The following is a 23143-nucleotide window of genomic DNA, read 5'->3' as shown; positions in this document are numbered from 1 at the left end:
CTCGTCGGCCACGGCATCCACCGTGCGGCCGTTCTGCGGGCTGTGGGGCAAGGCCACCATGGGCACCAGCTCGGTCGCGTCGAAGTCGTGGTCGATGCAGGCGGCGCCTTCGTCGGTCTGCCAGCGGGCGAGTTCCTCGTCGCTCACCGTCACGCCGACCTCGCGCAGCCAGGCGGCTGTGGTGGCATCGGGCGCCACCAGGCCGGCCTGCGCGCCAAGTTCGGCACTGAGGTTGGACAGCGTCATGCGCTCGGCCATGGACAGGCCGCGCACCGTGTCGCCCGCGAACTCCACCGCCTGGTAGTCGCCACCGTTCATGCCCAGGCGGCCGATCATGTGCAGCATCATGTCCTTGGCGCACACGCAGTCGGCCAGGCGGCCCTGCCAGCGCATGCGCAGCGTGCGCGGCACCTTGACCCAGATCTCGCCCGTGACCACCACGCCCAGCATCTCGGTGCTGCCGATGCCGAACATGTAGCTGCCGAAGGCGCCGCCGGTGGGCGAATGGGAATCGCCGCCGACGCAGAACAGGCCGGGGCGCAGGTGCCCCTTCTGCGGCAGCACCACATGGCAGATGCCCTGGCTGTCGTGCACATGCGGCAGGCCCTGCTCGGCCGCCCAGTCGCGCGCGATGCGCACGATGCGCCGCGCGTCGTCGTCGGCCTCGGGCACGAAGTGGTCCATCACCAGCACCACGCGCGACGGATCCCAGATGCGCGCGCCCAGCTCCTCCAGCATGGGCTTGAGCCGCCGCGGGCCGGAGGAGTCGTGGAACATGGCCAGGTCCACGCGGCAGTTGACGATCTCGCCTTCGCGCACGGTGGGCACGCCCGCGGCTTGCGCGATGAGCTTCTGCGCCAGGGTCTGGGGGGTACTCATGTCAGACCCCCAGGTAGGCGCGGCGCAGGGCGTCGGAGTTCAGCAACTCTTCCGGACGACCCGAGAAGCGCATGCTGCCGTTCTCGATCACGTAGGCGCGGTCGGCCATCTCCAGCGCCTGGCCCACGTTCTGCTCCACCAGCAGGATGGCCAGGCCCTCGCCGCGCAGGCGGCCGATGAGGGCGAACATCTCCTCCACCAGCAGCGGCGACAGGCCGAGCGAGGGCTCGTCCAGGATCAGCAGCTCGGGCTCGGCCATCAGGCCGCGGCCGATGGCCAGCATCTGCTGCTCGCCACCGCTCATGGTGCCGGCCAACTGGGCGGTGCGCTCCTTGAGCCGCGGGAAGATGCCGAACACCTTCTCCAGGTTCTGCGCGCGGCGCGCCCGGGCGCGGGTGAAGGAGCCCAGCTCCAGGTTCTCCATCACGCTCAGGTTGGGGAAGATCTTGCGGCCCTCGGGCACCTGGATCAGGCCCGCACGCACCACCTCGCGGTAATGCGCGCCGCCCAGCTCCACGCCGTTGAAGCGCACCGAGCCCGACCAGGGCTTCACCAGGCCGCACAGCGTGTGGTTGAAGGTGGTCTTGCCGGCGCCGTTGCTGCCCAGCAGGGCCACCATCTCGCCGCGGGCGACCTGCAGGTCCACGCCACGCAGCACCTCGATGCGGCCATAGCCGCCGCGCAGGCCGCGCACGTCGAGCAGGGTCTCCGCGGCGGTCGTGCCCGCGTCGCGCAGGACCTGCGTATTGATCGCTTGTGCACTCATGCCTGCACCTCCGCTTGCGCCGTCATGCCGCGCTGCAGGCGGGCGGCCGTGCCGTGGCCCAGGTAGGCCTCGACCACCTTCGGGTCGCGGGTGACGGCCTGCGGCGGGCCCTCGGCGATCAGCTCGCCCTGGGCCAGCACCCACACATGCTCGGCCAGGTTCATCACGGCCTGCATCACATGCTCGATCATGAGGACGGTGACGCCCTCCTCGCGGATGGCGCGCACCACGGGCAGCATCTCGGCGATCTCCTGCGGATTGAGGCCGGCCAGCACTTCGTCGAGCAGCAGCAGCCGCGGCCGCGTGGCCAGGGCCCGCGCCAGCTCCAGCCGCTTGCGGCCGGCCACGGTGAGGTCGGAAGCCGGCTTGTCCAGCTGCGGCCCCAGGCCGACGCGCTCGGCCACGGCCGTGGCGGCGGCCAGGGCCTCGCGCCGGTTGGCATGGTGCAGGTGGGCACCCACCGCGATGTTCTCGCGCACGGTCTGGGCCGCGAAGGGCTGCACGATCTGGAAGGTGCGGCCCATGCCCATGCGGGCATTGAGGTGCGGCGCCTGGCCGGTGATGTCGCGACCGCCCAGACGCACCCGGCCGGTGTCCGGACGCTGGAAGCCCGACATCAGCGAGAACAGCGTGGTCTTGCCGGCACCGTTGGGGCCGATCAGCGCGGTGAGCGAGCCCGCGGGCACCGCCAGCGACACCTCGCGCACGGCGCGCAGGCCACCGAAGGTCTTGGAGACGCCTTCGACTTCGAGCAGATGATCAACCACCGCGGCCTCCCTTCCAGAGCCGGCGCACGTTCTGCCCGACGCCGGCGATGCCGCGCGGCAGGAACATCACGATCAGCACCAGCACGCAGCCATAGATGACCATGTTGATGCCCGGCAGCTCGCCGAACAGGTTGCGCGTCAGGTCGGCCAGCACATGCAGCGCAAAGGCCCCCAGCAGCGGGCCCCACACCGTGCCCATGCCGCCCACGATGGCCGCCACCAGCGCCTCCACCGACGCAGAGGAGCCGAAGGCGATGCCCGGGTCGATGTACTGGAACACCTGCACATAGAAGGCACCTGCCAGGCCCATGAAGCCGCCCGACAGTACGATGGCGCCGAGCTTGACGCGCAGCGGGTCGACCCCGGCCGCGCGGGCCGCGTCCTCGTTGTCGCGCACGGCCTGCAGGTAGGCGCCGAAGCGCGAGTGGCGCAGCCAGGCACTGACCAGCAGGGCCGCCACCACCATGGCGAGGATCACGTAGAGGTAGCCGGCCCGGGAGCCGAACTGCAGGTTGGCCACCGATTCGCGCAGCGGCACCATCAGGCCGACGCCGGCTCCGGTGAAGGGCAGCGACAGCGCCAGGATGCGGCACACCTCCGCGAAGGCCAGCGTGACCAGCGCGAAGTAAGAGCCCTTGAGGCCGTAGCGGAAGCTCAGCGCCCCCACCACCAGGCCGACCAGCGCGGCGACGCCCGCCGCGGCCACCAGCGCCACCCAGGGGTTGAGGCCCCACTGCAGCTGCGCGATGGCCTGCACATAGGCGCCGAAGCCGAAGAACAGCGCATGGCCGAAGGAGAACTGCCCGCCGAAGCCGCCCAGGATGTTCCAGGCCTGCGCCAGCAGCCCGGCATACAGCGCCATCATGACGAAGTTGAGCCAGACCCCCGAGGTGGTGACGAGCGGAATGGCGCCCACCACGAGGGCGAACACCACGATGAAGAGAACCGATTTCATGCCTTGCTTCCGAAGAGGCCCTGGGGACGGAACAGCAGCACCGCGATGAAGATGAGGAAGATGCCGATCTGACCCAGCGACTCGCCCAGGAAGAGGCCGCCCAGCGACTCGACCACGCCGATCAGCAGCCCGCCCACCAATGCCCCGGCGAAGCTGCCCATGCCGCCCAGCACCACGATGGTGAAGGCCACCAGCACGAAGCCGCCGCCCACCTGCGGGTTGACGTAGTAGGCCGGCAGCAGGAAGCAGGCGGCCGCGCCCAGGCAGGCCAGGCCGATGCCGAAGCTCATCGCGTAGACATGGTCGACGTCGATGCCCATGAGCCGCGCGCCCTGCTTCTCCTTGGCCACGGCACGGATCGCGCGGCCCAGGTCGGTGGCCTTGACGATCCACAGCAGCACGGCCGCCCCGGCCAGCGCACCGCCGAAGGCGATGAGCTTGGGCAGCGCGATGAAGGCCGGCCCGATCTGCAGCGTCGTCAGCGTGTAGGGCGTGTCGATGGTGCGCGTGTCGGAGCGGAAGAACAGCAGCGCCAGGTTCTCCATCACGATCGACAGGCCCAGCGTGACCAGCAGGATGTTCTCGTCCTTGCCGTGGCTGGCGCGGTTGATGATGCCGCGCTGCAATGCGTAGCCCAGCGCGAACATGCCCGCCACCACCAGCGGCAGCGCCAGGTAGGGGTCGATGCCGAACTGCGCGCGCAGCCAGTAGACGGCATAGAGCGCCAGCATCAGCGATGCGCCGTGCGCGAAGTTGATGATGTGCAGCACGCCGTAGATCAGCGTGAGCCCCAGGGCGATGAGGGCGTACACCGCCCCGGTGGTGAGTCCGTTCAGCACGGACGGCACCACGATCGACAGATCGAACATGGAAAAAGAGCCTGGTGGTGCCGTTCAGGCCTTGAGCGGGAACAGGGGCTCGGCCTCGCGGTATTCGCGCGGGATGATGACCTTGATGTCCTTGTTGATGACCTGCGTCATCAGCGGGCGGCCGCCCTGGTTCTGGCCATTGACGAACTTGGTCGGACCGTAGGGCATGAAGTGGTCGGAGAAGGTGCTCTTCTCCAGCGCGTCGATCAGCGCCGTGCGCTCGCTGGACCTGGCCCGCTCCAGCGCATCGGCCAGCAGCATCATGCTGGTGTAGGTCATGAACAGCTCATAGCTGAAGAAGAGCTTCTGGGCCTCGGCCCGCTTCTTCAGCGCCTGGGCGCGCGCGTCCTTGGGGTTGAACCAGTGGTTGCAGTCGATGATGCCGTGCGAGGCATCGGGAAACTCCTGCACGAACTTGTAGCTCGACGCCGCGCCGCCCAGCACCGAGTAGATCGCCTTGGGCACCACGCGCTGCTGCTGCATGGTGCGCACCAGCAGTGCGTATTCGTTGTAGTAATTGGCCGGGATCACGATGTCCGGGTTGACGGACTTGATGCGCAGCACAATGTTGTTGAAGTCGCGCGTGGGGTTGGCGTGCTTGATGACTTCCTTCACCTCGAAGCCATAGCCCGGCAGTTCGCGCGACAGCAGGTTGGCCGTGCCGGTGCCGAAGAGCGACTCCTCGTGGATGATCATCACGGTCTTGGCCGGCTTGCCCGCCACGCTGTTGAGCACGTGCAGGTTGGACATCGCCAGGTCGGTCACGGCCTTGTAGCCGGGGCCGAAGCGGAAGGTGTTCTTCAGGCCGCGCTCGACGATCTGGTCGGCCACGCCCACGTCCACGATGTGCGGCAGGCTGTACTTGGCGGCGGCCTGCGTGGTGGCCAGGCAGATGGCCGAGGCGAAGGCGCCGACCACGGCCGACACGCCGGCCTCGTTCATCTTCTCCACCTCGGCCGCGCCGGCCTGCGGCTGCGACTGGGCATCGCCCAGCAGGGCCTCAATGCGCGCACCGCCGAGCGACTTGATGCCACCGGCCTTGTTGATGTCCTCGATGGCCATGAGCGCGCCGGCCCGGCACTGCTGGCCCGAATAGGCGAGCGCCCCGGTGACCGGGTGCAGCACGCCGACCTTGATGCTGCGCGGCTGGGCGCCGCCGATGGTCGGCAGGGCCAGCGCGGAGGCGGCGGCGGCCGACTGGGCGATGAACTGGCGACGGTTGCGGGTGGGCTGGGTCACGGCGAACTCCTTCGTGGGTCGATGTCAGGAAAAGCGGGCGGAAGCGTCCTTGCTGACCCACACCTTGGCGTCGATGTCGCCAACGCGGGACAGCTCCATCTGGTACTCGTAGCGGTCGGGCCGGTACAGGCCGTGCAGCCACTGCACGGGCCGGTCGTCCACGTCGTAGATGAGGCGGCGCACGGCCAGCAGCGCCGTACCCACCGACACATCGAGGTGCTCGGCCATGTGGGCGTCGGCCAGGCGGGCCGAGATGCTCTGGTGGGCCCGGCCCACGCGCACGCCCGACTCCTCCAGCAGCAGCAGGATGGGCTTGCGCGCCAGCTCGCGGCGGCCGAAGCCCTGCGCCAGCGCCTGGGGCACGTAGGTGGTGATCAGCGACAGCGGCCCCTCACGCGTGCTGCGCACCCGCACCGCCTTCTGGACCTCGGCCCCGACCGGGATGGCCAGTGCCTGCGCCACCGATTCGGAGGCGGTGATGCCCGCCACCTCCAGCACCTTCACCGAGGTCTTCAGGCCCATGGCGACGAGGTTCTCGAGCAGGCCGGTGAGCGGCGTGCGGTCGGGTGCGGCGACGGAGGCATTGGCCGTGGTGGGCCGGGTGCCGCGGCCGGGCTCACGCTTGATCAAACCCTCGTCGGACAGGCGCTCCAGCGCCTTGCGCACCGTGACGCGGGAGACCTCGAACTGCTCCATCAAGGCATGCTCGCCCGGCAGCCCCGCCTCGAAGGCGCCCTCCTCCAGCTGCTGCCGGAGCACGAGGTAGATGCGGTGGTACTTGGGAAGCGGCAGCGCCGAGGACATGGAAAAAGATCGTAGGAGCCGTTTTATTGTTCTGTCAATAAGACATTTCAAGGCGGAGATCGACCTGGTACACGTCGTGCTCGGGCCCTGGTCACCGCCGGCAATTGCGACTGCATGCAGGAGTCGTGCCTGAATGCCTGCCGCTGCGCGCCGGGTCCGCTTCGCCTCCGTCCCCTGCGCCGGCTGGGCGCTGACGAACCGCAGAGCCCATCTGTTGCTGTGCGACTTCAGCCTGCCCGTGCCGGCCGCGAAGGCGTGGTCGTTCAGAGACCGAGGCGCAGTCGGCGGCGTTGGCCTGATGGGCCACGGTCCGCTTGGCCGATAAGGGCTCGACCTGCCCTGCCCAGTTGCCAGGGAGCGAACGGCAGCGCGTGCTTGCCTTGGAGATCCACTTGCACGCGCGATGCGCGCCTCACACGCCTGCGCGCCCGTGTGTACCGACGCCTCCATGGCATATGACGCCACAGACCTCGCCTGACAGTCTTGCCGCCCTCCCGCAGTGGTCAATCCGCCCCCTTTTCGCCAGTGCGCACGCGCATAAGCAGCATGAGCCCGCGCTGCCAGCCGGACACCGCCCCTCGAAGGATCTCCTCACCTCTCGCGCATTGCGCGGCCATGGCGCGGGATCGGGCGGACGCGGCGCGGGCGAAACACCGCGCGCCCCAGAAGAGGCCGGCTCGACGAATCGCCATGCCGATTCGGGCTAACGCTCGACCACCGAGGGTGGAACCATGACGGCACCAGGCACAGGGGTGCCTGCCTCCCATCGTCCAGAGACTCACCCGAGGTATGTTGTGACCGACATCGAAACCGCTCTCGAAGCCCTGCACTTCTCCGACGCACCGAAGATGGTGGCGGGGCCCTTCCCCGGACCGCGCGCCGCCGAGGCCCTGGCGCTGTCGGCGCGCACCGAATCCATGGCGCGCGGCGGCGGACGCATGCCGGTGGTGATGGACCGCGCCTTAGGCGCCACCTTCAAGGACCCGGACGGCAACACCTTCGTCGACCTGTCCGCCGGCGTCGGCGTCAGCAGCGTGGGCCGCTGCCATCCCAAGGTGCAGGCCGCCATCCGCGAGCAGTCGCAGCATCTCATGCATGCCATGGAGGTCAACAGCACCCGGCGCACCGAGCTGGCCGCCCGGCTGTCGGCGCTGATGCCCGACGGTCTGCGCAACGACTGCATCACCTTCTTCGCACAGAGCGGCAGCGATGCGCTGGAGGCGGCGGTGAAGTTTGCACGGCGCGTCACGGGCCGCCACCAGATCATCGCCTTCCATGGCGGCTACCACGGCGTGTGGCACGCGTCGAACGCGCTGACCACCGGCACCGCCTACCGCAAGGGCTACGGTCCCTTCATGGGCGGCGTGATCCATGCCCCCTACCCTTACGCCTACCGCTTCCCCTTCGACACCACGCACAAGCCCGCCGAGCAGATCGCGGGCGAGTATGTGGACTACCTGCTGAACACGCCCTACACCGCCGCCGACGACGTCGCTGCGGTGATCGTGGAGCCGGTCCAGGGCGAAGGCGGCTATGTGCCGCCCGCCCCCGAGTTCCTGCAGCGGCTGCGCGCCGCCTGCGACCGCAGCGGCACCCTGCTGATCGTCGACGAGGTGCAATGCGGCGCCGGCCGCACGGGCCGCATGTGGGCGGTGGAGCATGCGGGCGTGAAGCCCGACATGCTGACCTTCGGCAAGGGCATCGGCGGCGACGTGCCCATGGCCGGCATCGCCATGCGCACCGAACTGGCGGCGCGCATTCCCGATGGTTCGGTGCCCAACACCTTCGCGGCCAACTCGCTGTCCGCGGCCGTGGCCCTGACCAACCTGGAGATCCTGCACGACCCGGAACTGGGGCTCATGGACCGCGCCGCGGTGCTGGGCGAGGAGGTGCAGGACCGGGTGCGCGCTCTCGGCAGCCCCTGGGTGGGCGAGGTGCGCGGCAAGGGCCTGATGATCGGCATCGAGCTGGTGGCCGACCGGGCCACCAAGGCCCCGCTGCCGCCCGAGAAGATCGGCCAGCTCATGGAGTACGTGCTCTCGCACGGCGTGCTGATGGTGCCCTGCGGCCGCTACGGCAACGTGATGCGGGTGATGCCCTCGCTGACCATCTCGCGGGCGCTGCTGCACCGCGCGCTGGACGTGTTCGGCGACGCCCTCGCCTCGCTCTGAGCGCGCCGCAGCGCGCGGCCCGCGCCGCCCGGCCGCTACTGCTGGGCGATGCGGGCCGTGAGTTCGGCGGCCGCCGTGGTCACCAGGTTGCAGAGGTAGCTTTCCTGGAAAGCCCGGAAGCGCTCGTTGCGGCCCACCAGCGTCATGCTGCCGAGCACGCGCTGCTTCTCGTCGAAGATGGGCGCGGCCACGCCGGTGCGACCCGGGTGCAGTTCGCTTTCGCTGATGCAATAGCCCTGCTTGCGGATCGCGAGCAGACCCTTGGAGAAGGCCTTCCATTCCAGGCCCTGCGCCTGCGCCTCGGGCGTGCTGGCATGGGCATCGAAGATGCGGCGGATCTGCCGCGGCAGGAGGTAGGCCAGCACCACGCGCGAGGTCGCGCTGTGGAACAGGTCGATGGGCCGTCCGCGGCCACCGCCCGCCGGGCCCGGGTCGGGGCCACGCCGGATCAGCACGTTGACCACCGCATCGCCGTACCACTCGCTGATCATGGCGTCCAGGCCGGTCTCGGCCACCAGCTTCTCGACCAGGTCGCGGCTGCGCACCAGCACCGGGTCGTAGTCGGTCATCTGGTGCTCCAGCGCGATGATGCGCGGGCCCAGCGCATAGCCGCGCGGCAGCCGTACCAGCAGGCCGGCATCGCCCAATTCGCGCAGGTAGCGGTAGGCGCTGGCCGGGGTGTAGCCGAGCTGCTGGCAGATGATCTCGACGTCGATGACCGGCTGGTCGGGCCGGAAGAGGTCGAGGACATCGAGCATGCGACGGAGGCTGTTCATCGTCGGGTCGGAAAGCGGTCGTGAAACAAGAGATCGGTCGGGCGCCGCGCCGGGCGGCCGCAACCCGGGATTGTCGGGCACCCTTTGCAGCCGGGCCGCTCCAATCGCCACCTTCCAACCATCGAGGCATTCGCATGCGACAACACCGGGCCGAGGCCCCGCTTCTTCATCCCCTGGACACCGACCGGCTCGTGCTGCGCCGATTTCGCGCCGACGACGCCGAGCCGCTCTTCGACTACCTGCATGCGCCCACCGCCCGCTGCTTCCTGTCGCTGGCCCTGCCCGACCTCGACGCCGCGCGGGCCGAGGCCACGCGGCGCGGCGCCGAGGACGACGAACACGTAGCCGTCTGCCTCAAGACCACGGGCCAGCTCATCGGCGACCTGTTCGCCATGCAGGAAGACGACACCTGGTCGGTCGGCTGGAACCTCAACCCGCGCTTCGGCGGCCAGGGCTACGCGGTCGAGGCGGCGACGGCGCTGTTCGACCACCTCTTCGCTGCGCGCGGAGCGCGGCGGCTCTATGCCTACGTCGAGGACCACAACCGCGCCTCGCGACGTCTGTGCCAAAAGCTGGGCATGCGCGAGGAAGGGCTGTTCCTGGAGTTCATCTCGTTCATCGCCGACGGCCAGGGCCGTCCGGTCTACGAGAACACGCTGCAATACGCCATCCTGCGCAAGGAGTGGCGCGGCGGGCCGCTGGCCTGAGCACGTCCTCAGGCGCGGTCCTGGCCCAGGCCGGCAAAGCGCTTCGGATCGCGCCGCGCCAGCCGCGATGCGGCCAGCCAGCCCGCCAGGGCGGCTGCGGGCACCGTGAGCACCAGCGCCAGCGAGATGCCCCGGCTGGCGCCCGTGAGCACGTGGAAGTTGGCCACCGCCAGCACGAGCACCGCGGCCAGGCCCGCGCAGGCCAGCATCGGCAGCACGCGGATGCGCAGCCTGCCATGGCCGTGCGCGTCGGCGTGGAAGAAGCGCACCACCGCCACCGCCGTCGCGATCATCAGCACCAGCAGGCACAGCGTGGCCAGATTGCTCAGCCAGGCGAACTGCGTGAGCACCGGATCGGCCCCCATGAGCGCGAACAGCCCGACCGCCACCGCGCTCAGCACCGTCTGCAGCACCGAGGCCACGTGCGGGCTGCGGTGGCGCACGTGGGTCCAGCCCAGGCGGGCCGGCAGCAGGCCCTCGCGGCCCATGGCGTAGAAGTAGCGCGCGCTGGAATTGTGGAAGGCGATCAGCCCGGCATAGATGCTCGCGATGAACATCAGCCGCAGCAGCAGCGTGAAGCCGTGGCCGGCGTAGGTGTCCGACAGCAGGTAGAGCAGGTTCGTCGGGTCGGCCAGTGCGGCGATGGTGGCCACCACACGGTCGCTGCCTGCACCGAGCACCAGGCACCACAGCGAGAAGGAATAGAAGCCGCCCACCAACAGCAGCGCCGCATAGGTGGCGATGGGAATGCTGCGCTTCGGATCCTTGGCCTCTTCGCTGTAGATGGTGGTGGCCTCGAAGCCGATGAAGGCCGCGAAACAGAAGAGCAGCCCGATGAAGGGATTGCCGCTGGTGAAGGCCGCGGGCGAGAAGGAGTGCGCGTCGATGCCGCGCGCACCGCCGTGGCCCAGGATCAGCACGTCCAGCGTCAGCACCACCAGGTACTCGGCCACCACGAACACGGCGAGCACACGCGCCGAGAAGTCGATCTGCCGGTAGCCGAAGACCGCGACGCTGGCCATGGCGGCGAAGGCGCAGCACCACCAGGGCACGGCCCACCCGAACTGCGCCTGGAGCGCCTCGGCAGCCACGGCGCCCAGCAGGCCGTAGAGCCCGAACTGCAGCGTGACATAACCGAACACCGCCACCATGGCGGACGCGCCGCCGGCCCGCCCGCCGAGCCCCCGGGCCACCATGGCATAGAAGCCGCCGGCGCTCGTCACGCAGGTGGCCATGGCGGTATAGCCGGCCGCGAACATCAGCAGCAGCCCCAGCGCCACCAGCACCAGCACGGGCGTTCCCGCCCCGTTGCCGAGCAACATGCCGATGGGAAAGCCGCCGGCCACCACACTGAGCGGACTGGCGGCGGAGATGACCAGCAGGGTGATGAAGCCCGCGCTCAACGTGCCGCGGCGCAGGCCGGTGGCATGGGCAGGGGCCGTGTCGTGGGCAGGCGTCGTCGCAGAGGTGAGCGCTTCCATGGTGCGTCGGTCGGGTTGCGTGAAGAAGCACGCAGAAGTGCGGGAACAAGACCGGTGAGCGGGGCGCCGGCCGCGGAAGCGTCCAGTCTAGGAAGGGCGGGCCTGGCCGCGGTATCCCGGATCGGCAATCCGCCGGGCCGCCGTACCGGTGGGCGCTCGACGCTTCTCAGGCGTCGTGACCCCAGCGCGCCGCGCGCGGCGTCTGCGACGGCAGTTCGCCGAACAGGGCCTGGTATTCGGCGGCGAAGTGGCTCAGGTGGAAGAAGCCCCACTGCGCCGCCGCGTCGCCCACGCTCAGGTCGCAGGCGCGGCTCGCCGTCAGGGCCCGGCGCACGCCGTTGAGCCGCACCGAGCGCAGGTAGTGCAGCGGCGTGGTGTCGGCCACGGCGCGGAAGCTGTTCTGCACCGTGCGGCGGCTGACCTGCAGGCGCTCGCACAGGTCCATCACGGTCGGGGCGGTCACGGTGTCGGCCATGGCCAGGCGGTGGCATTTCTCGACGATGAAGTCCTGCGTGGAGCTGGCGCTGCGCTGGCGGCGGTCGCAGCCCGGGTCCAGCACCAGCCGCAGCAGCTCGTCCAGCATGGCCTGTTCCAGTTCGTCCTGGCGGGCGGGCGTGCCGCTGAGCTCGTCGTTGGCCAGTGCCTCGCAGAACATGGCGAGCAGCCGCTGCCGGCATTCGGCGAAGCGCGGCGCCGGCACCTTGATGACAGGCTGGCGCAGCAGCTGTGCCACCTCGTCGGCGCAGGGCGTGTCCCGCAGCGCGGTGTCGAAGAAGTCCCGGTCGAAGGTCACCGACAGCATGTCCATGCCGGTGGGCATATGGAACATGAATTCCTCGCCGCCACGCAGGAAGAACAGGCTGTGGGCGTCCGCATCGCGGCCCTGCATGCGCACGCTGCCCGGCACCGCGATGGGCACCGCGAAGCACACGCGCCCGGCCGGCGCCTCGCCCTGCTGCACCACGCGCTGGTTGATGCGCTCGCGAAACACGTGGCAGCGCTCGCTGGACAACTGCTGCAGCGAACTGTCCAGTGCCCCGGCCGTCAGTTGGCTGTAGAGCTGGCGCCATTGCGTCACCGACGCAGCATGGGCATGCAGGTCCTGGAAATGGTGGATGCTTCGGTTCATGGCGCAGGCCTTTGCTCGGTACGTGTCTGATCGACCAATCTTTGTTGCTGTTTTTGCGCAAGGCAAAAATTCTGCATTCGACGCATACGGTGCCGCACCCGGGAAACCCCCTGCCGTCAGGACCGAGCTCCAGAAGAGCCTGATCAGGGAGCGCTCAGCTTCGCCGACGGAAAAGCACTACGTTGCGAAATTTCATCCAAGCAACAATCGTGCAAACCGGGGCAAGGCCGGCGAGCACCGCGCCGGTGCAGGTGCGGCAAGGCGTGCTTGCTGATTTGGGCTAACGCCGTCGGCCAGGGCCATCCACACTCCGGCCGCCCGAACACCGGCAGACCACCATGACCCAGACCCTGAACCATTTCATTGAAGGCGCGCATACCGAAGCGTCCGACGGCGGGCGCCTGCGCCTCGTCAGCCCCATCGACGAGCAGGCCTGCGGCAGCGCCGCCAGCGGCACCGCCGAGGACGTGGACCGCGCCGTCACCGCCGCGCATGCGCAGCTGGAGGGCGGCGCCTGGAGCCGTCTCGACGGCAGCCAGCGCGCCCGGCTGCTGCTGCGCCTGGCGGACCTGGTGGAGCGCGACACCGCGCTGCTCGCCGACATGGACGCCCATGCCATCGGCCGCTCGCCCATGGAGCCGCGCATGATGGACGTGCCCAACGCGGTGGCGAACCTGCGCGCCGCCGCCGGCTGGACCAATCAGCTCGAAGGCCGCACCGTGCCCACCGCGGGTTACATGGGCACGCCCACGCTCTCCTACACGCTGCGCGAGCCGGTCGGCGTGGTGGCGGCCATCGTGCCGTGGAACTCGCCGCTGATGATCACCGTGTGGAAGCTGGCCGGCCTGCTGGCCGCCGGCTGCACGGTGGTCGTCAAGCCGGCCGAGGAGACGCCCCACTCCGCCCTGCGCCTGGCCCAGCTGGCGCAGGAGGCCGGCTTCCCCGATGGCGTGATCAACGTCGTGACAGGCTTCGGCGACGTGGTCGGCCGTGCCCTGTGCGAGCACCCGCTGGTGGCCAAGATCAGCTTCACCGGCAGCCCCGAGGCCGGCCGGGCCATCCAGCGCATTGCCGCACCGCTTTTCAAGCGGGTCACGCTGGAGCTGGGCGGCAAGAGCCCGCAGATCGTGTTCGACGACGCCTCCTTCGAGGGCGCCCTGCGCGGCTGCGCGCTGGGCCTGTTCGTCAACCAGGGCCAGGTGTGCGCGGCGGGCTCGCGCATCCTGGTACAGCGTTCGCTCGCCCAGCCCTTCGCACAGGCACTGGCCGACGCGGCCCGCGCCATCACGGTGGGCGATCCGCGCCAGCCGGGCGTGCAGATGGGGCCGGTGGCCAAGAAGGCGCAGTTCGAGCGGGTCAACCGCTACATCCAGACCGGCCTGGACGAAGGCGCCCAGCTGCTGGCCGGCGGCGTGTCGCGGCCCGAGAAGGGCTGGTTCGTGCAGCCCACCATCTTTGCCGGTGCCACCAACCGCATGACCATCGCCCGCGAGGAGATCTTCGGCCCCGTCGGCACGGTGATCCCCTTCGACACCGAAGACGAGGCCGTCGCCCTGGCCAACGACTCCGCCTACGGCCTGGCGGCGACCGTCTGGACGGGCCAGCTGGCCCGCGCGCATCGCGTGGCGGCACGCCTCAAGGCCGGCGCAGTCGGCGTCAACTGCTGGAGCCCGCTGGATGCCAACCTGCCCTGGGGCGGCCTGAAGACCAGCGGCATCGGCCGCGAGGGCGGCCTGCCGGGGGCACTGGCGTACACCGAGGAGAAGGTGGTCACCGTACTGCTGCCGGGCTGATCCGGCGGCGGCGTCCACGAGGGAGCTTCACATGGCCTGGCGCAACACCATCGATGCCTGGGGGCGTGCCTCCATGCTCTTCCACTGGGCCACCGCGGCGGCCTTCATCACGGCCTACGTGGTCGTGTACTACGTGATCTGGTTCGTCGATCCGCAGACCAGCATCAAGCCGGCGCTGTTCGGCACGGTGCCCGATGCCGACCGGGTCGTGCCGCTGCTCAACATCCACTGGGTGCTGGGCCTGGGCATCGGCTTTCTCACGCTGCCGCGGCTGGCGTGGCGGCTCGCCTTCGGCGCGCCGCGGCACGTGCCGGGCTCGCGCCTGGAGCACCGCTCGGCCGACGTCGCCCACTGGGCGCTCTACGCCATCCTGCTGCTGATGCCGCTGTCGGGCTACATGACCACCTACGACCCGACGGACTTCGGCCTGTTCGTCGTCCCGGCCTGCCGCGACACCGCCTTCGCAGGCTGGATCCGCGGCGTCTTCGGCCTGTCCGTGACCGGGCTGGAAGACGTGGCCTGGGCCGTGCACAGCTTCATCGGTGCCTGGCTGGCCTGGCCGCTGGTGCTGGTGCATGTGAGCGCCGCCCTGGTGCACCACTTCGTGCGCAAGGACGCGGTCCTGCGGCGCATGCTGCCGCAGTAGAAGAAGCACCCCCAAGCCGCTTCAACGCTCGGGGCGGCCGCCAGAGGCGGCTGCTCTTCGGGCACGTCCAAGCCTGCACTGGCAGGCTTGGAGCCGCGGCCCTCAGCCCCTCTCTGTCGCCTTCGGCTTGGGGGGCGCACCCTACGGCCTGGCAAAGCCAGTTCCGTGGGTGCCCTGGCTTGGCCTGCTCCGCGGCCACTCGATTTTGGAGTTGAGCCGGTCTCACGCCGTGCGGGTGGCGCGTGGCGCCTTCGACCACTGACGTGGCGAGCGCGTCAGGCCCGATCTCTCTGCCGCTGGGTCGGCAGGCGCAGATTCCCCGCCCGCTTCAAAGCTTGCCGATCTCGGATAACGCCCTGCTCCGGCTGGCCCCGACAGTCACGTCACCCCACTCCTGCTTGGCAAAAGCGGGAGACGGCGCCCCCAAGGTGCCGCGGGACCGCACGCACCACTCCGTTCATTCCTCACGTTCCAGGAGCCCCCATGGCCCAGCCTTCTGCCCGTTCATTTCGCCCCGGCCGCCTCACGCTGGCGGCGGCCCTCGTCGCCGGCCTGCTGTCGCCGGGCTTGACGGCCCTGGCCGCACCCGATGCCAGCCAGCTGGACAAGCTCACGCCCTCCGGCGCCCAGCGCGAGGGCAACGCCGACGGCAGCATTCCCGCCTGGCAGGGCGCCGAGGCACCCCTGCCCGGCTGGGAGTGGGGCAAGCTGCGCCGGGACTACTGGAAGCACAAGGACGAGAAGCCCCTGTTCACCATCGACGCCGCCAACGTCGACAAGTACGCCGACAAGCTGTCGGCCGGTCAGGTGGCCATGCTCAAGCAGCGCAAGGACTACCGCATGGAGGTCTATCCGTCGCACCGCAGCTGCGGCGTTCCCGACTTCGTGGCCGCCAACACGCGCAGGAACCTGGGCACCGCCCGCCTCAACGACGACGGCTGGAGCCTCAAGGAGGCCACGGTGCCGGGCTATCCCTTCCCCATCCCGGCCAGCGGCGTGGAGGCGATGTGGAACTCCAAGATGCGCTACCGCGGCGTGGGCGTGGACTACAAGGGCACCATCACCGCCGTGTCGCCGCGCCGTGGCAGCACCGAATGGATCCGCGCCGATTCGGAGCAGACCGTGTTCATTCCCACCGGCGCCAAGGGCTCTCAGCCGCTCTCCTCGCTGCCGCCGGTGGAGTTCTACGTGTACTTCGGCTACACGGCGCCCGCCGCGCTCGCCGGCCAGGCCCTGGCCATCACCCAGTACCTGAACCAGGCCGAGAACGAGACCTTCTACTACTTCCCGGGCCAGCGGCGCGTTCGCCGCATGCCCACCTATTCGCACGACGCGCCGCAGATCGGCATGGAGAACCAGTACACGCTGGACGAGCCGCAGGTCTTCAACGGCGCGCTCGACCGCTTCGACTGGAAGCTGGTGGGCAAGAAGGAGATCTACGTGCCCTACAACGCCTTCGGCGCTTACGACTTCAAGGCGAAGTTCGAGGACGTCGCACGTGACGACTTCATCGCTTCCTCGCACCGGCGCTACGAACTGCACCGCGTGTGGGTGATCGAGGCGACGGTGAAGGCCGGCATGCGCCACTCCGCCCCCAAGCGCACCATCTACCTCGACGAGGACAGCTGGTCGCCCTTGCTGATGGACGATTTCGACGGCCAGGGCAAGCTGGCCAAGATGCGCGAGGGCTTCCTCATCCCCGTCTACGAGACCGGCTCCTGCGACGTGATGGCCATGGTGCAGAACAACCTGGCCGAAGGCCGCTACGTGTTCGACACCCACACCGTGGGCACCGGCAAGGACATCCGCTGGTTCACCGAGCCGACCGGCCCGCGCATGCGCGCGAGCTTCTACACGGCCGACAACCTGCGCGCCATCAGCGAGCGCTGAACCCGGCCCACCCCCACAACAACACGCCGAGGAGAAGTTCCCATGAACGCCCCTGCCCGCTTCCGGCTGCGCGCCGTGCCGGCCGTCTGCCTGCTGGCCGCCGCCGGCGCCGCCCACGCCTTCACCTTCGAGACCGACAGCCTGCGCGGGAGCTTCGACTCCACCATCAGCATCGGCACCGGCATCCGTGCCAAGGACCCGTCGTGCACGCTCATCACCCAGGGCGCGCGCGGTGCGGGCGCCCCGACGGGCTGCCTGGCGCCCACCTCGTCCCTGGGCGACCAGGGCGACCTGAACTACGGCAAGGGCGACGCCTTCACCACCTACGTCAAGGGCAGCCACGAGCTGTTGCTGAAGATGCCGGAGGACTTCACCTTCCTCGGCCGGGTGAACTGGATCCGCGACCTCACCGCGACGAACACCACCGGCTACATCAGCGCCAATTCGCCGCTGGACCTGCCCGGCGGCCTGGCCAGCGACGCCCGCAGCGACCTGCGCTTCAAGGCCCGGCTGCTGGACTTCTGGGTGAGCAAGACCTTCCAGCTCGGCGACCAGACGGCCCGCCTGCGCGTGGGCAACCAGGTGATCAGCTGGGGCGAGAGCCTGTTCCTGCCGGGCGGCATCAACGCCACCAACGCGCTGGACATCATGCGGCTGTCGCAGCCCGGCACCCAGCTGAAGGAGGCGGTGCTGCCCGCGCCCATCGCCAGCTTCGCCACCGGGCTGGGCCATGGGCTGAACTTCGAGGGCTACGTGCAGGCCCGCTGGAACGGCAACTACATGCCGCCCACTGGTTCCTACTGGTCGACGGCCAACGGCATGGGCAAGGGCCATGACGCCTACGGCCTCATCGAGGTCAAGCCGAAGAATGGCGGCCAGTGGGGCACCGCCCTCAAGTGGCAGCCTGAAGGCACTCAGCTGAACCTGGGCGCCTACGCGATGAACTACCACGACAAGGCGCTCAACTTCAGCACCAACGCCGGCGGCACCGGCCGGCCCGGCTGGGCCTATGCCGAGAACCGCCGCCTCTACGGCCTGAGCGCCAACATGCCGGTGGGCGACTGGTCGGTGGGCACCGAGCTGTCGTACCGGCCGCGCGACGCCGTCGCGCTCAACCCCGCAGCCAGCGGCTGCTCGTACAACAACGGCAACTGCTGGGTGGATCAGAAGAAGCTGCAGTGGCACCTGACCGGCATGCTCAGCCTCACGCCCAGCAACGCGGGCGGCCTGCTGCGGCTGCTGGGCGCGGACACGGCCACGCTGATGGCCGAATCGGTGGTGGTGCGCTACCCGAACCTCCAGCCCTTCTACGGGCCGGACCCCATCGCCGCCGGCGCCTGGGGCTGGGGGCAGGAATTCAGCGCCGCCGGCACGCCACAGCCGGTCGGCACCAGGAACGCCTGGGGCTACAACCTGGACTTCAGCTGGGTCTACGACGGCACGCTGATCCCCGGCTGGCAGGTGATCCCCGAGGTGTATTACTTCCAGGCCGTGAAGGGCCGCACGCCCAACGGTGCCGGCCAGCTGATGGAAGGCGCCAAGTCCGTGAACCTGGTGGTGACCTTCGTGCAGAACCCGGCCAAGTGGCAGGCCTCGATCAACTACGCGGCCTTCTTCGGCGGCAAGCGCGTGTTCGACCAGCCTTACCGCGACCGCAACTTCATCGGCGTCACCCTCTCGCGCAACTTCTGAGTCCGCGCACTGCCCGCCGCCGCCCGCGTGGCGGCGGGCGGCGTGCTCGTCGAAAGCCTTCCGTGCCTGAAACCACCGACGCCCCCTCTTCCGCCCTGCAGCGCGGCGTGCAGCGGCTCGAAGCCTTCTGCTTCTCGCACCGCCGCGCCATCCTGGCCATCCTGGCTTTGTTCACGCTGGCGATGGCCGGCTTCGCCGCCCAGCTGCGCATGGACGCGGGCTTCGACAAGCAGATGCCCTCCGGCCACGAATACATCCGGACCTTCCAGGACTACCGCGAGGATCTGCTCGGCGCCAACCGGCTCAACGTCGTGGTCAAGGCCCGCCACGGCACCATCTGGACGCCCGCCGCGCTGCAGCGGCTGTATGCCGTGACGCAGGCCGTCACCTACCTGCCCGGCATTGAGCGGCTGGGCGTTCAGTCGCTGTGGACGCCCAACAGTTTCGTCAACGAGATCACCGAGGAGGGCTTCCGCGCCGATCCGCTGATCGACGCCACCATCACGCCCGAACGCCTCACGCCCGAGGCCATCGCCGGCATCCGGCGCGCAGCGGCGCAGGGCGGCTTCATCGGCACGCTGGTCTCGCGCGACCAGACCAGCGCCATGGTCACGGCCGAGCTGGCCGAGTACGGCGCCGACGGCCGCAAGCTGGACTACGTGGCCTACAACCACCTGCTCGAAGAGAAGCTGCGCGACCGCTTCGAGGACGCGGACTTCGAGATCCAGATCATCGGCTTCGCCAAGCAGATCGGCGACATTGCCGACGGGGCGCGCTCGGTGCTCAAGTTCTGCGCCGTGGCGCTGCTGCTCACCGCGGGGGCCGTGTACTGGTACTGCCGCTCCTGGCGCTTCACGCTGCTGCCCATCGCCTGTTCGCTGGCCTCGCTGGTGTGGCAATTCGGCACGCTGCGGCTGCTGGGCTTCGGGCTGGATCCGCTGGCCGTGCTGGTGCCCTTCCTGGTCTTCGCCATCGGCGTGTCGCATGGCGTGCAACAGATCAACTACATCGTCCGGCGCATCTCGCAGGGTCGCAGCACCTACGAGGCTTGCCGCGACAGCTTCGGCGGCTTGCTGATTCCCGGCACGCTGGCGCTGGTGACGGCCTTCGTCTCCTTCGTCACGCTGCTGATGATCCCCATCCCCATGGTGCGCGAGCTCGCCATCGCCGCCTCGCTGGGCGTGGCCTACAAGATCGTCACCAACCTGGTGATGCTGCCCGTGGCTGCCTCCTTCTTCGACGTCAACCGCGACTTCGCCGAACAGGCCCTGCTGCAGCGCGAGCGGCGCTCGGGCTGGTTGCGCGTGCTGGCCCGCGTGGCGCAGCCCCGTCCGGCGGCGGCCGTGCTGCTGGCCACCGCCGCCATCTTCACGGCCGCCGCATGGGAGAGCCGCGACCGCGTGGTGGGCACCCTGCAGCCCGGCGCACCAGAACTGCGCGAGGACGCCCGCTTCAACCGCGACGCGGCCTCCATCTCGCGCAACTTCGACACCGGCCTGGACTGGCTCACCGTCGTCTTCGAGGCGCCCCCCGAGAGCTGCGAGAACGTGAACGTCGGGCTCTACCAGGACCGCTTCGCATGGGCCATGCAGCCGGTGGAGGGCGTGCTGTCGATCTCGTCGTACGCCGGACAGCTGCGCCTGTACAACGAGGGCTACAACGAGGGCAATCCCAAGATGGGCGTGGTGCCCATCGACCCGGCCAACTATGCGGCCCTATCCACCGAGATCGCCCGCATCCGCGGCACCATGCGCAAGGACTGCAGCATGACGGCCGTGAACCTCTTCCTCACCGACCACAAGGCCGCCACCATCCAGCGCGTGATCGCGGCCGTGAAGACCTTCCGCGATGCGCATGCCATGCCGGGCGTGCAGATCCGCCTGGCGGCCGGCAATGCCGGCGTGCTCGCGGCCATCGACGACGAGGTCGAGAAAAGCGAACTGCCCATGATGCTGTACGTATACGCCGCCATCGTGGTGCTGGTCTTCGCGGTGTACCGCGACCTGCGTGCCGTGATCGCCTGCTGCCTGCCGCTCACCGTGGGCACCTTCATCGGCTACTGGTTCATGAAGGAGCTGCAGATCGGCCTGACGGTCGCCACGCTGCCGGTCATGGTGCTGGCGGTGGGCATCGGCGTGGACTACGCCTTCTACATCTACAACCGGCTGCTGATGCACCTGGCGGCGGGCGAGCCGATCGTGCGCGCCATCGAGCACGCCATCCTGGAGGTGGGCACCGCCACCATCTTCACCGCCATCACGCTGGCCGTGGGCGTGGCGACCTGGTCCTTCTCGCAGCTCAAGTTCCAGGCCGACATGGGCAAGCTGCTCGCCTTCATGTTCATGGTGAACATGGTGATGGCGATGACCGCCCTGCCCGCCATGGCGGTATGGCTGGAACGGCTCTTCCCCCACCGCCGCCCGGTGCGCGCGACCGGCCTGCAACACCACTGACGAAGCAATGGCTCACCCGCCGATGAAACCTTCTCTGTGCACCCTCGCGCGGGCGCTGGCCGCCAGCGCCCTGTTCGTGGCCGCCGGCTGTGCGGCCCAGGCAAGCGCACCGGCCCTGTCCGCCCAGGCCGCAGCGCCGACCCTGATCCCGGCCGTGCGCGTGGCGCATGCCGACCGCGCCACCATGCTGGCCAGCACCCGCGCGGGCGACCGCATCGTGGCGGTGGGCGACCACGGCGTGGTGCTGCTGTCGGACGACGGCGGCCGCAGCCATCGCCAGGCGCGCAGCGTGCCGGTGGACGTGGCGCTCACGGCCGTCGCCTTCGTCGATGCGCAGCACGGCTGGGCGGCCGGGCACTGGGGCGTGCTGTTGCGCACCGAAGACGGCGGCGAAACCTGGCAACTGCAGCGCAGCGACGTGCAGCACGACCGTCCCCTGTTCGCCCTGCACTTCTTCGACCGACAGCACGGCGTGGCCGTGGGCCTGTGGTCGCTGGTGCTGGTGACGCAGGACGGCGGCGCCCACTGGCAGGCCGTGGATCTGAGCCCGCCCGAGGGTGCCAAGCGGGCCGACCTCAATCTGTACGGCCTCTTCGCCGACGCGCAGGGCCGGCTCTACGCGCCGGGCGAGCGCGGCATGGTGCTGCGCTCGGACGACCAGGGCAGGAGTTGGCGCTACCTGTCCACCGGCTATGCCGGCTCCTTCTGGACCGGCACTGCGACGCCCGGCGGAGCCCTGCTGGTCGCCGGCCTGCGGGGCTCGATGTACCGCAGCGCGGACATGGGCCAGAGCTGGCAACGTATCGACACGCACACAACGGCGTCCATCACGGCCCTCGCGAGCGCTGGCGACCGGATCATCGGCGTGGGCCTGGACGGATTGCTGCTCATCAGCCGTGACGATGGCCGCAGCTTAGCCACCGCCTCGCGGCCTGACCGGCTGCCTCTGACCAGCGTCCTGGCCAATTCGCAGGGACGGCCCGTGGCCTACTCTCGTCAGGGTGTGCTGCCAGGGGACGCCTTCAAGGCGCAGTGGCCGTCGGATTAGGACGCCGGTCGCCGCCGTGCCGACAAACGACGGACCGCGGCGCCCGATTGCCTGGCAGGGCGCGGAGCGTAAGGGCTATTCCGGCTTGAGGCCCGTGCGTGCCACCACACCGGCGATCTGCTGCCGCTCGCTGCGAAGGAGCGCGGCGAAGTCGCCGCCCACGACGACGTCCGGCTCGATGGCGCGCTCCACGAGCTGCGCCACCAGCGCCGGATCGGAAGCCGCGGCCTTCATCGCATCCGTGAGCAGCGTCGCCACCTGTGCGGGCACGCCCGCCGGCGCCAACAGCCCCATCCAGGAGGTGAGCGACACGCCATCGAAGCCGGGCAGCTCGGCCAGTGCCGGCACCTGCGGCAGCCCGGGCAGGCGGCCCGGCGACGTGACGGCGTAGGCACGCACACGGCCCTCGCGCACCAGCGGCTGTGCAAGGGCCACAGGCAGGATGCCCAGATCGAGCTGCCCGCCCGCGATGTCCGTCAGCACCTGCGGCGCCGCCTTGTAGGGAACATGGACGATGTCCACGCCGGCGCGCTGCTTGATCAGCTCGCCGGTGATGTGGAGCAGCGATCCCGTCCCATCGGTGCCGAAGTTCAATGCCCCCGGCCGCGCCCGCGCCAACTGGATGAGCGCCGCCATCGAATCGGCCGGCAGGCCGGTGCGGCCGACGACCATGACGGGAAGGCGACCCACGGTGGCGATGGGCAGGAAGTCCTTGAACGCGTCGTAACGTACAGCGCTCGGGTTGAGGATTGGCGCCACGTTCAGCGGGCTGGACACCACGAACAGAAGGGTACGGCCGTCCGGCGCTGCGCGGGCCACCTTCTCCGTGCCGATGGTCCCGAAGGCACCGGCCACGTTGTCGGCCACCACGCTCTGCCCCAGCCGGGCCGAGAGGCGCGAGGCGATCTGTCGTGCGACCACGTCGATGCTGCCACCCGCGGCGAACGGCACCACGATGGTCAGCGCCTTGGCGGGATAGGCCTGCGACCAGGCCGGCAGCGCCGGCACCCAGCACAGCGCTGCCGCGCCCAGGTGCGCCATCGCACGGCGACGCTCGAGGAACGAGGACTGGGACATG

General features: G+C 69.6%; 19 protein-coding genes. 8 read left to right on the top strand and 11 right to left on the bottom strand.

All coding sequences use genetic code 11. The features are described 5' to 3' along the window. From QZ772_RS20350 to QZ772_RS20320, 7 genes are all read right to left on the bottom strand, one after another. A partial coding sequence (locus tag QZ772_RS20350) for an aconitase family protein (RefSeq protein ID WP_295530136.1) occupies positions 1-879 on the bottom strand: 879 nt, incomplete at its 3' end. A 1-nt stretch (position 880) separates the two neighbouring features. After that, positions 881-1645, bottom strand: a complete 765-nt coding sequence (locus QZ772_RS20345) for an ABC transporter ATP-binding protein (protein WP_295530132.1) — start codon at positions 1643-1645, stop codon at positions 881-883. Beyond that, positions 1642-2412, bottom strand: a complete 771-nt coding sequence (locus QZ772_RS20340) for an ABC transporter ATP-binding protein (protein WP_295530129.1) — start codon at positions 2410-2412, stop codon at positions 1642-1644. Before QZ772_RS20340 ends, QZ772_RS20345 begins: the two co-directional genes overlap by 4 nt. Further along, positions 2405-3367 carry a branched-chain amino acid ABC transporter permease gene (locus QZ772_RS20335; RefSeq protein WP_295530126.1) on the bottom strand — a complete coding sequence of 321 codons (963 nt, stop codon included), beginning with the start codon at positions 3365-3367 and terminating at the stop codon, positions 2405-2407. Before QZ772_RS20335 ends, QZ772_RS20340 begins: the two co-directional genes overlap by 8 nt. Further along, positions 3364-4236, bottom strand: coding sequence for a branched-chain amino acid ABC transporter permease (locus QZ772_RS20330; RefSeq protein WP_295530123.1), 873 nt, complete (start codon positions 4234-4236; stop codon positions 3364-3366). The genes QZ772_RS20335 and QZ772_RS20330 overlap by 4 nt, the downstream gene beginning before the upstream one ends. 24 nt (positions 4237-4260) lie before the next feature. Beyond that, a complete protein-coding gene (locus QZ772_RS20325) occupies positions 4261-5475 on the bottom strand; it encodes an ABC transporter substrate-binding protein (RefSeq protein ID WP_295530119.1) in 1215 nt (404 codons plus the stop codon). Positions 5476-5499: 24 nt separating this feature from the next. After that, positions 5500-6279, bottom strand: coding sequence for a GntR family transcriptional regulator (locus QZ772_RS20320; RefSeq protein WP_295530116.1), 780 nt, complete (start codon positions 6277-6279; stop codon positions 5500-5502). A 794-nt stretch (positions 6280-7073) separates the two neighbouring features. Here QZ772_RS20320 and QZ772_RS20315 point away from each other — a divergent pair. Next, entirely contained in the window at positions 7074-8450 is a 1377-nt protein-coding gene (locus QZ772_RS20315) for an aspartate aminotransferase family protein (protein ID WP_295530113.1), read from the top strand. Between the two features lie 35 nt (positions 8451-8485). Here QZ772_RS20315 and QZ772_RS20310 read toward each other — a convergent pair whose 3' ends face one another. Further along, the gene (locus QZ772_RS20310; protein ID WP_295530110.1) at positions 8486-9226 is read right to left on the bottom strand and encodes an IclR family transcriptional regulator C-terminal domain-containing protein; all 741 of its coding nucleotides are present in this window, start codon (positions 9224-9226) and stop codon (positions 8486-8488) included. A 134-nt stretch (positions 9227-9360) separates the two neighbouring features. Between QZ772_RS20310 and QZ772_RS20305 the strand changes: the two genes are divergently transcribed. Next, positions 9361-9933 (top strand): GNAT family protein, encoded by a 573-nt coding sequence (locus QZ772_RS20305; protein ID WP_295530107.1) that lies wholly within the window; start codon positions 9361-9363, stop codon positions 9931-9933. An 8-nt stretch (positions 9934-9941) separates the two neighbouring features. Here QZ772_RS20305 and QZ772_RS20300 read toward each other — a convergent pair whose 3' ends face one another. Both QZ772_RS20300 and QZ772_RS20295 read right to left on the bottom strand, forming a co-directional pair. Further along, the gene (locus tag QZ772_RS20300) at positions 9942-11414 is read right to left on the bottom strand and encodes an APC family permease (protein ID WP_295530104.1); all 1473 of its coding nucleotides are present in this window, start codon (positions 11412-11414) and stop codon (positions 9942-9944) included. A gap of 166 nt (positions 11415-11580) precedes the next feature. Then, positions 11581-12543, bottom strand: a complete 963-nt coding sequence (locus QZ772_RS20295) for a helix-turn-helix domain-containing protein (protein ID WP_295530101.1) — start codon at positions 12541-12543, stop codon at positions 11581-11583. A 338-nt stretch (positions 12544-12881) separates the two neighbouring features. On the opposite strand from QZ772_RS20295, the gene QZ772_RS20290 reads away from it, so the two are divergent. The 6 genes from QZ772_RS20290 (at position 12882) to QZ772_RS20265 (ending at position 22065) form a co-directional block, all read left to right on the top strand. After that, positions 12882-14336: an aldehyde dehydrogenase family protein gene (locus QZ772_RS20290; RefSeq protein WP_295530097.1), complete on the top strand. Its 1455-nt coding sequence runs from the start codon at positions 12882-12884 to the stop codon at positions 14334-14336. A 31-nt stretch (positions 14337-14367) separates the two neighbouring features. Continuing rightward, positions 14368-14982 (top strand): cytochrome b, encoded by a 615-nt coding sequence (locus tag QZ772_RS20285; protein ID WP_295530094.1) that lies wholly within the window; start codon positions 14368-14370, stop codon positions 14980-14982. A gap of 483 nt (positions 14983-15465) precedes the next feature. After that, positions 15466-16872, top strand: coding sequence for a DUF1329 domain-containing protein (locus QZ772_RS20280; RefSeq protein WP_295530091.1), 1407 nt, complete (start codon positions 15466-15468; stop codon positions 16870-16872). A gap of 42 nt (positions 16873-16914) precedes the next feature. Then, complete coding sequence (locus QZ772_RS20275) at positions 16915-18564, top strand: DUF1302 domain-containing protein (RefSeq protein ID WP_295530088.1); 1650 nt, start codon at positions 16915-16917, stop codon at positions 18562-18564. 62 nt (positions 18565-18626) lie between these two features. After that, the gene (locus QZ772_RS20270; RefSeq protein ID WP_295530085.1) at positions 18627-21017 is read left to right on the top strand and encodes an efflux RND transporter permease subunit; all 2391 of its coding nucleotides are present in this window, start codon (positions 18627-18629) and stop codon (positions 21015-21017) included. A gap of 22 nt (positions 21018-21039) precedes the next feature. Next, the gene (locus tag QZ772_RS20265) at positions 21040-22065 is read left to right on the top strand and encodes a YCF48-related protein (RefSeq protein ID WP_295530075.1); all 1026 of its coding nucleotides are present in this window, start codon (positions 21040-21042) and stop codon (positions 22063-22065) included. 75 nt (positions 22066-22140) lie between these two features. On the opposite strand, the gene QZ772_RS20260 is transcribed toward QZ772_RS20265, so the two are convergent. Further along, positions 22141-23142, bottom strand: a complete 1002-nt coding sequence (locus QZ772_RS20260; protein WP_295530072.1) for a tripartite tricarboxylate transporter substrate binding protein — start codon at positions 23140-23142, stop codon at positions 22141-22143. Between the last annotated feature and the right edge of the window lies 1 nt (position 23143).

Origin of the sequence: uncultured Pseudacidovorax sp., from assembly GCF_913773995.1 — a bacterium.
GTDB lineage: Bacteria > Pseudomonadota > Gammaproteobacteria > Burkholderiales > Burkholderiaceae_C > Xenophilus.
Note: the sequence above shows the minus strand (reverse complement) of the source record. Positions and strands in the feature narration are given on the sequence as shown.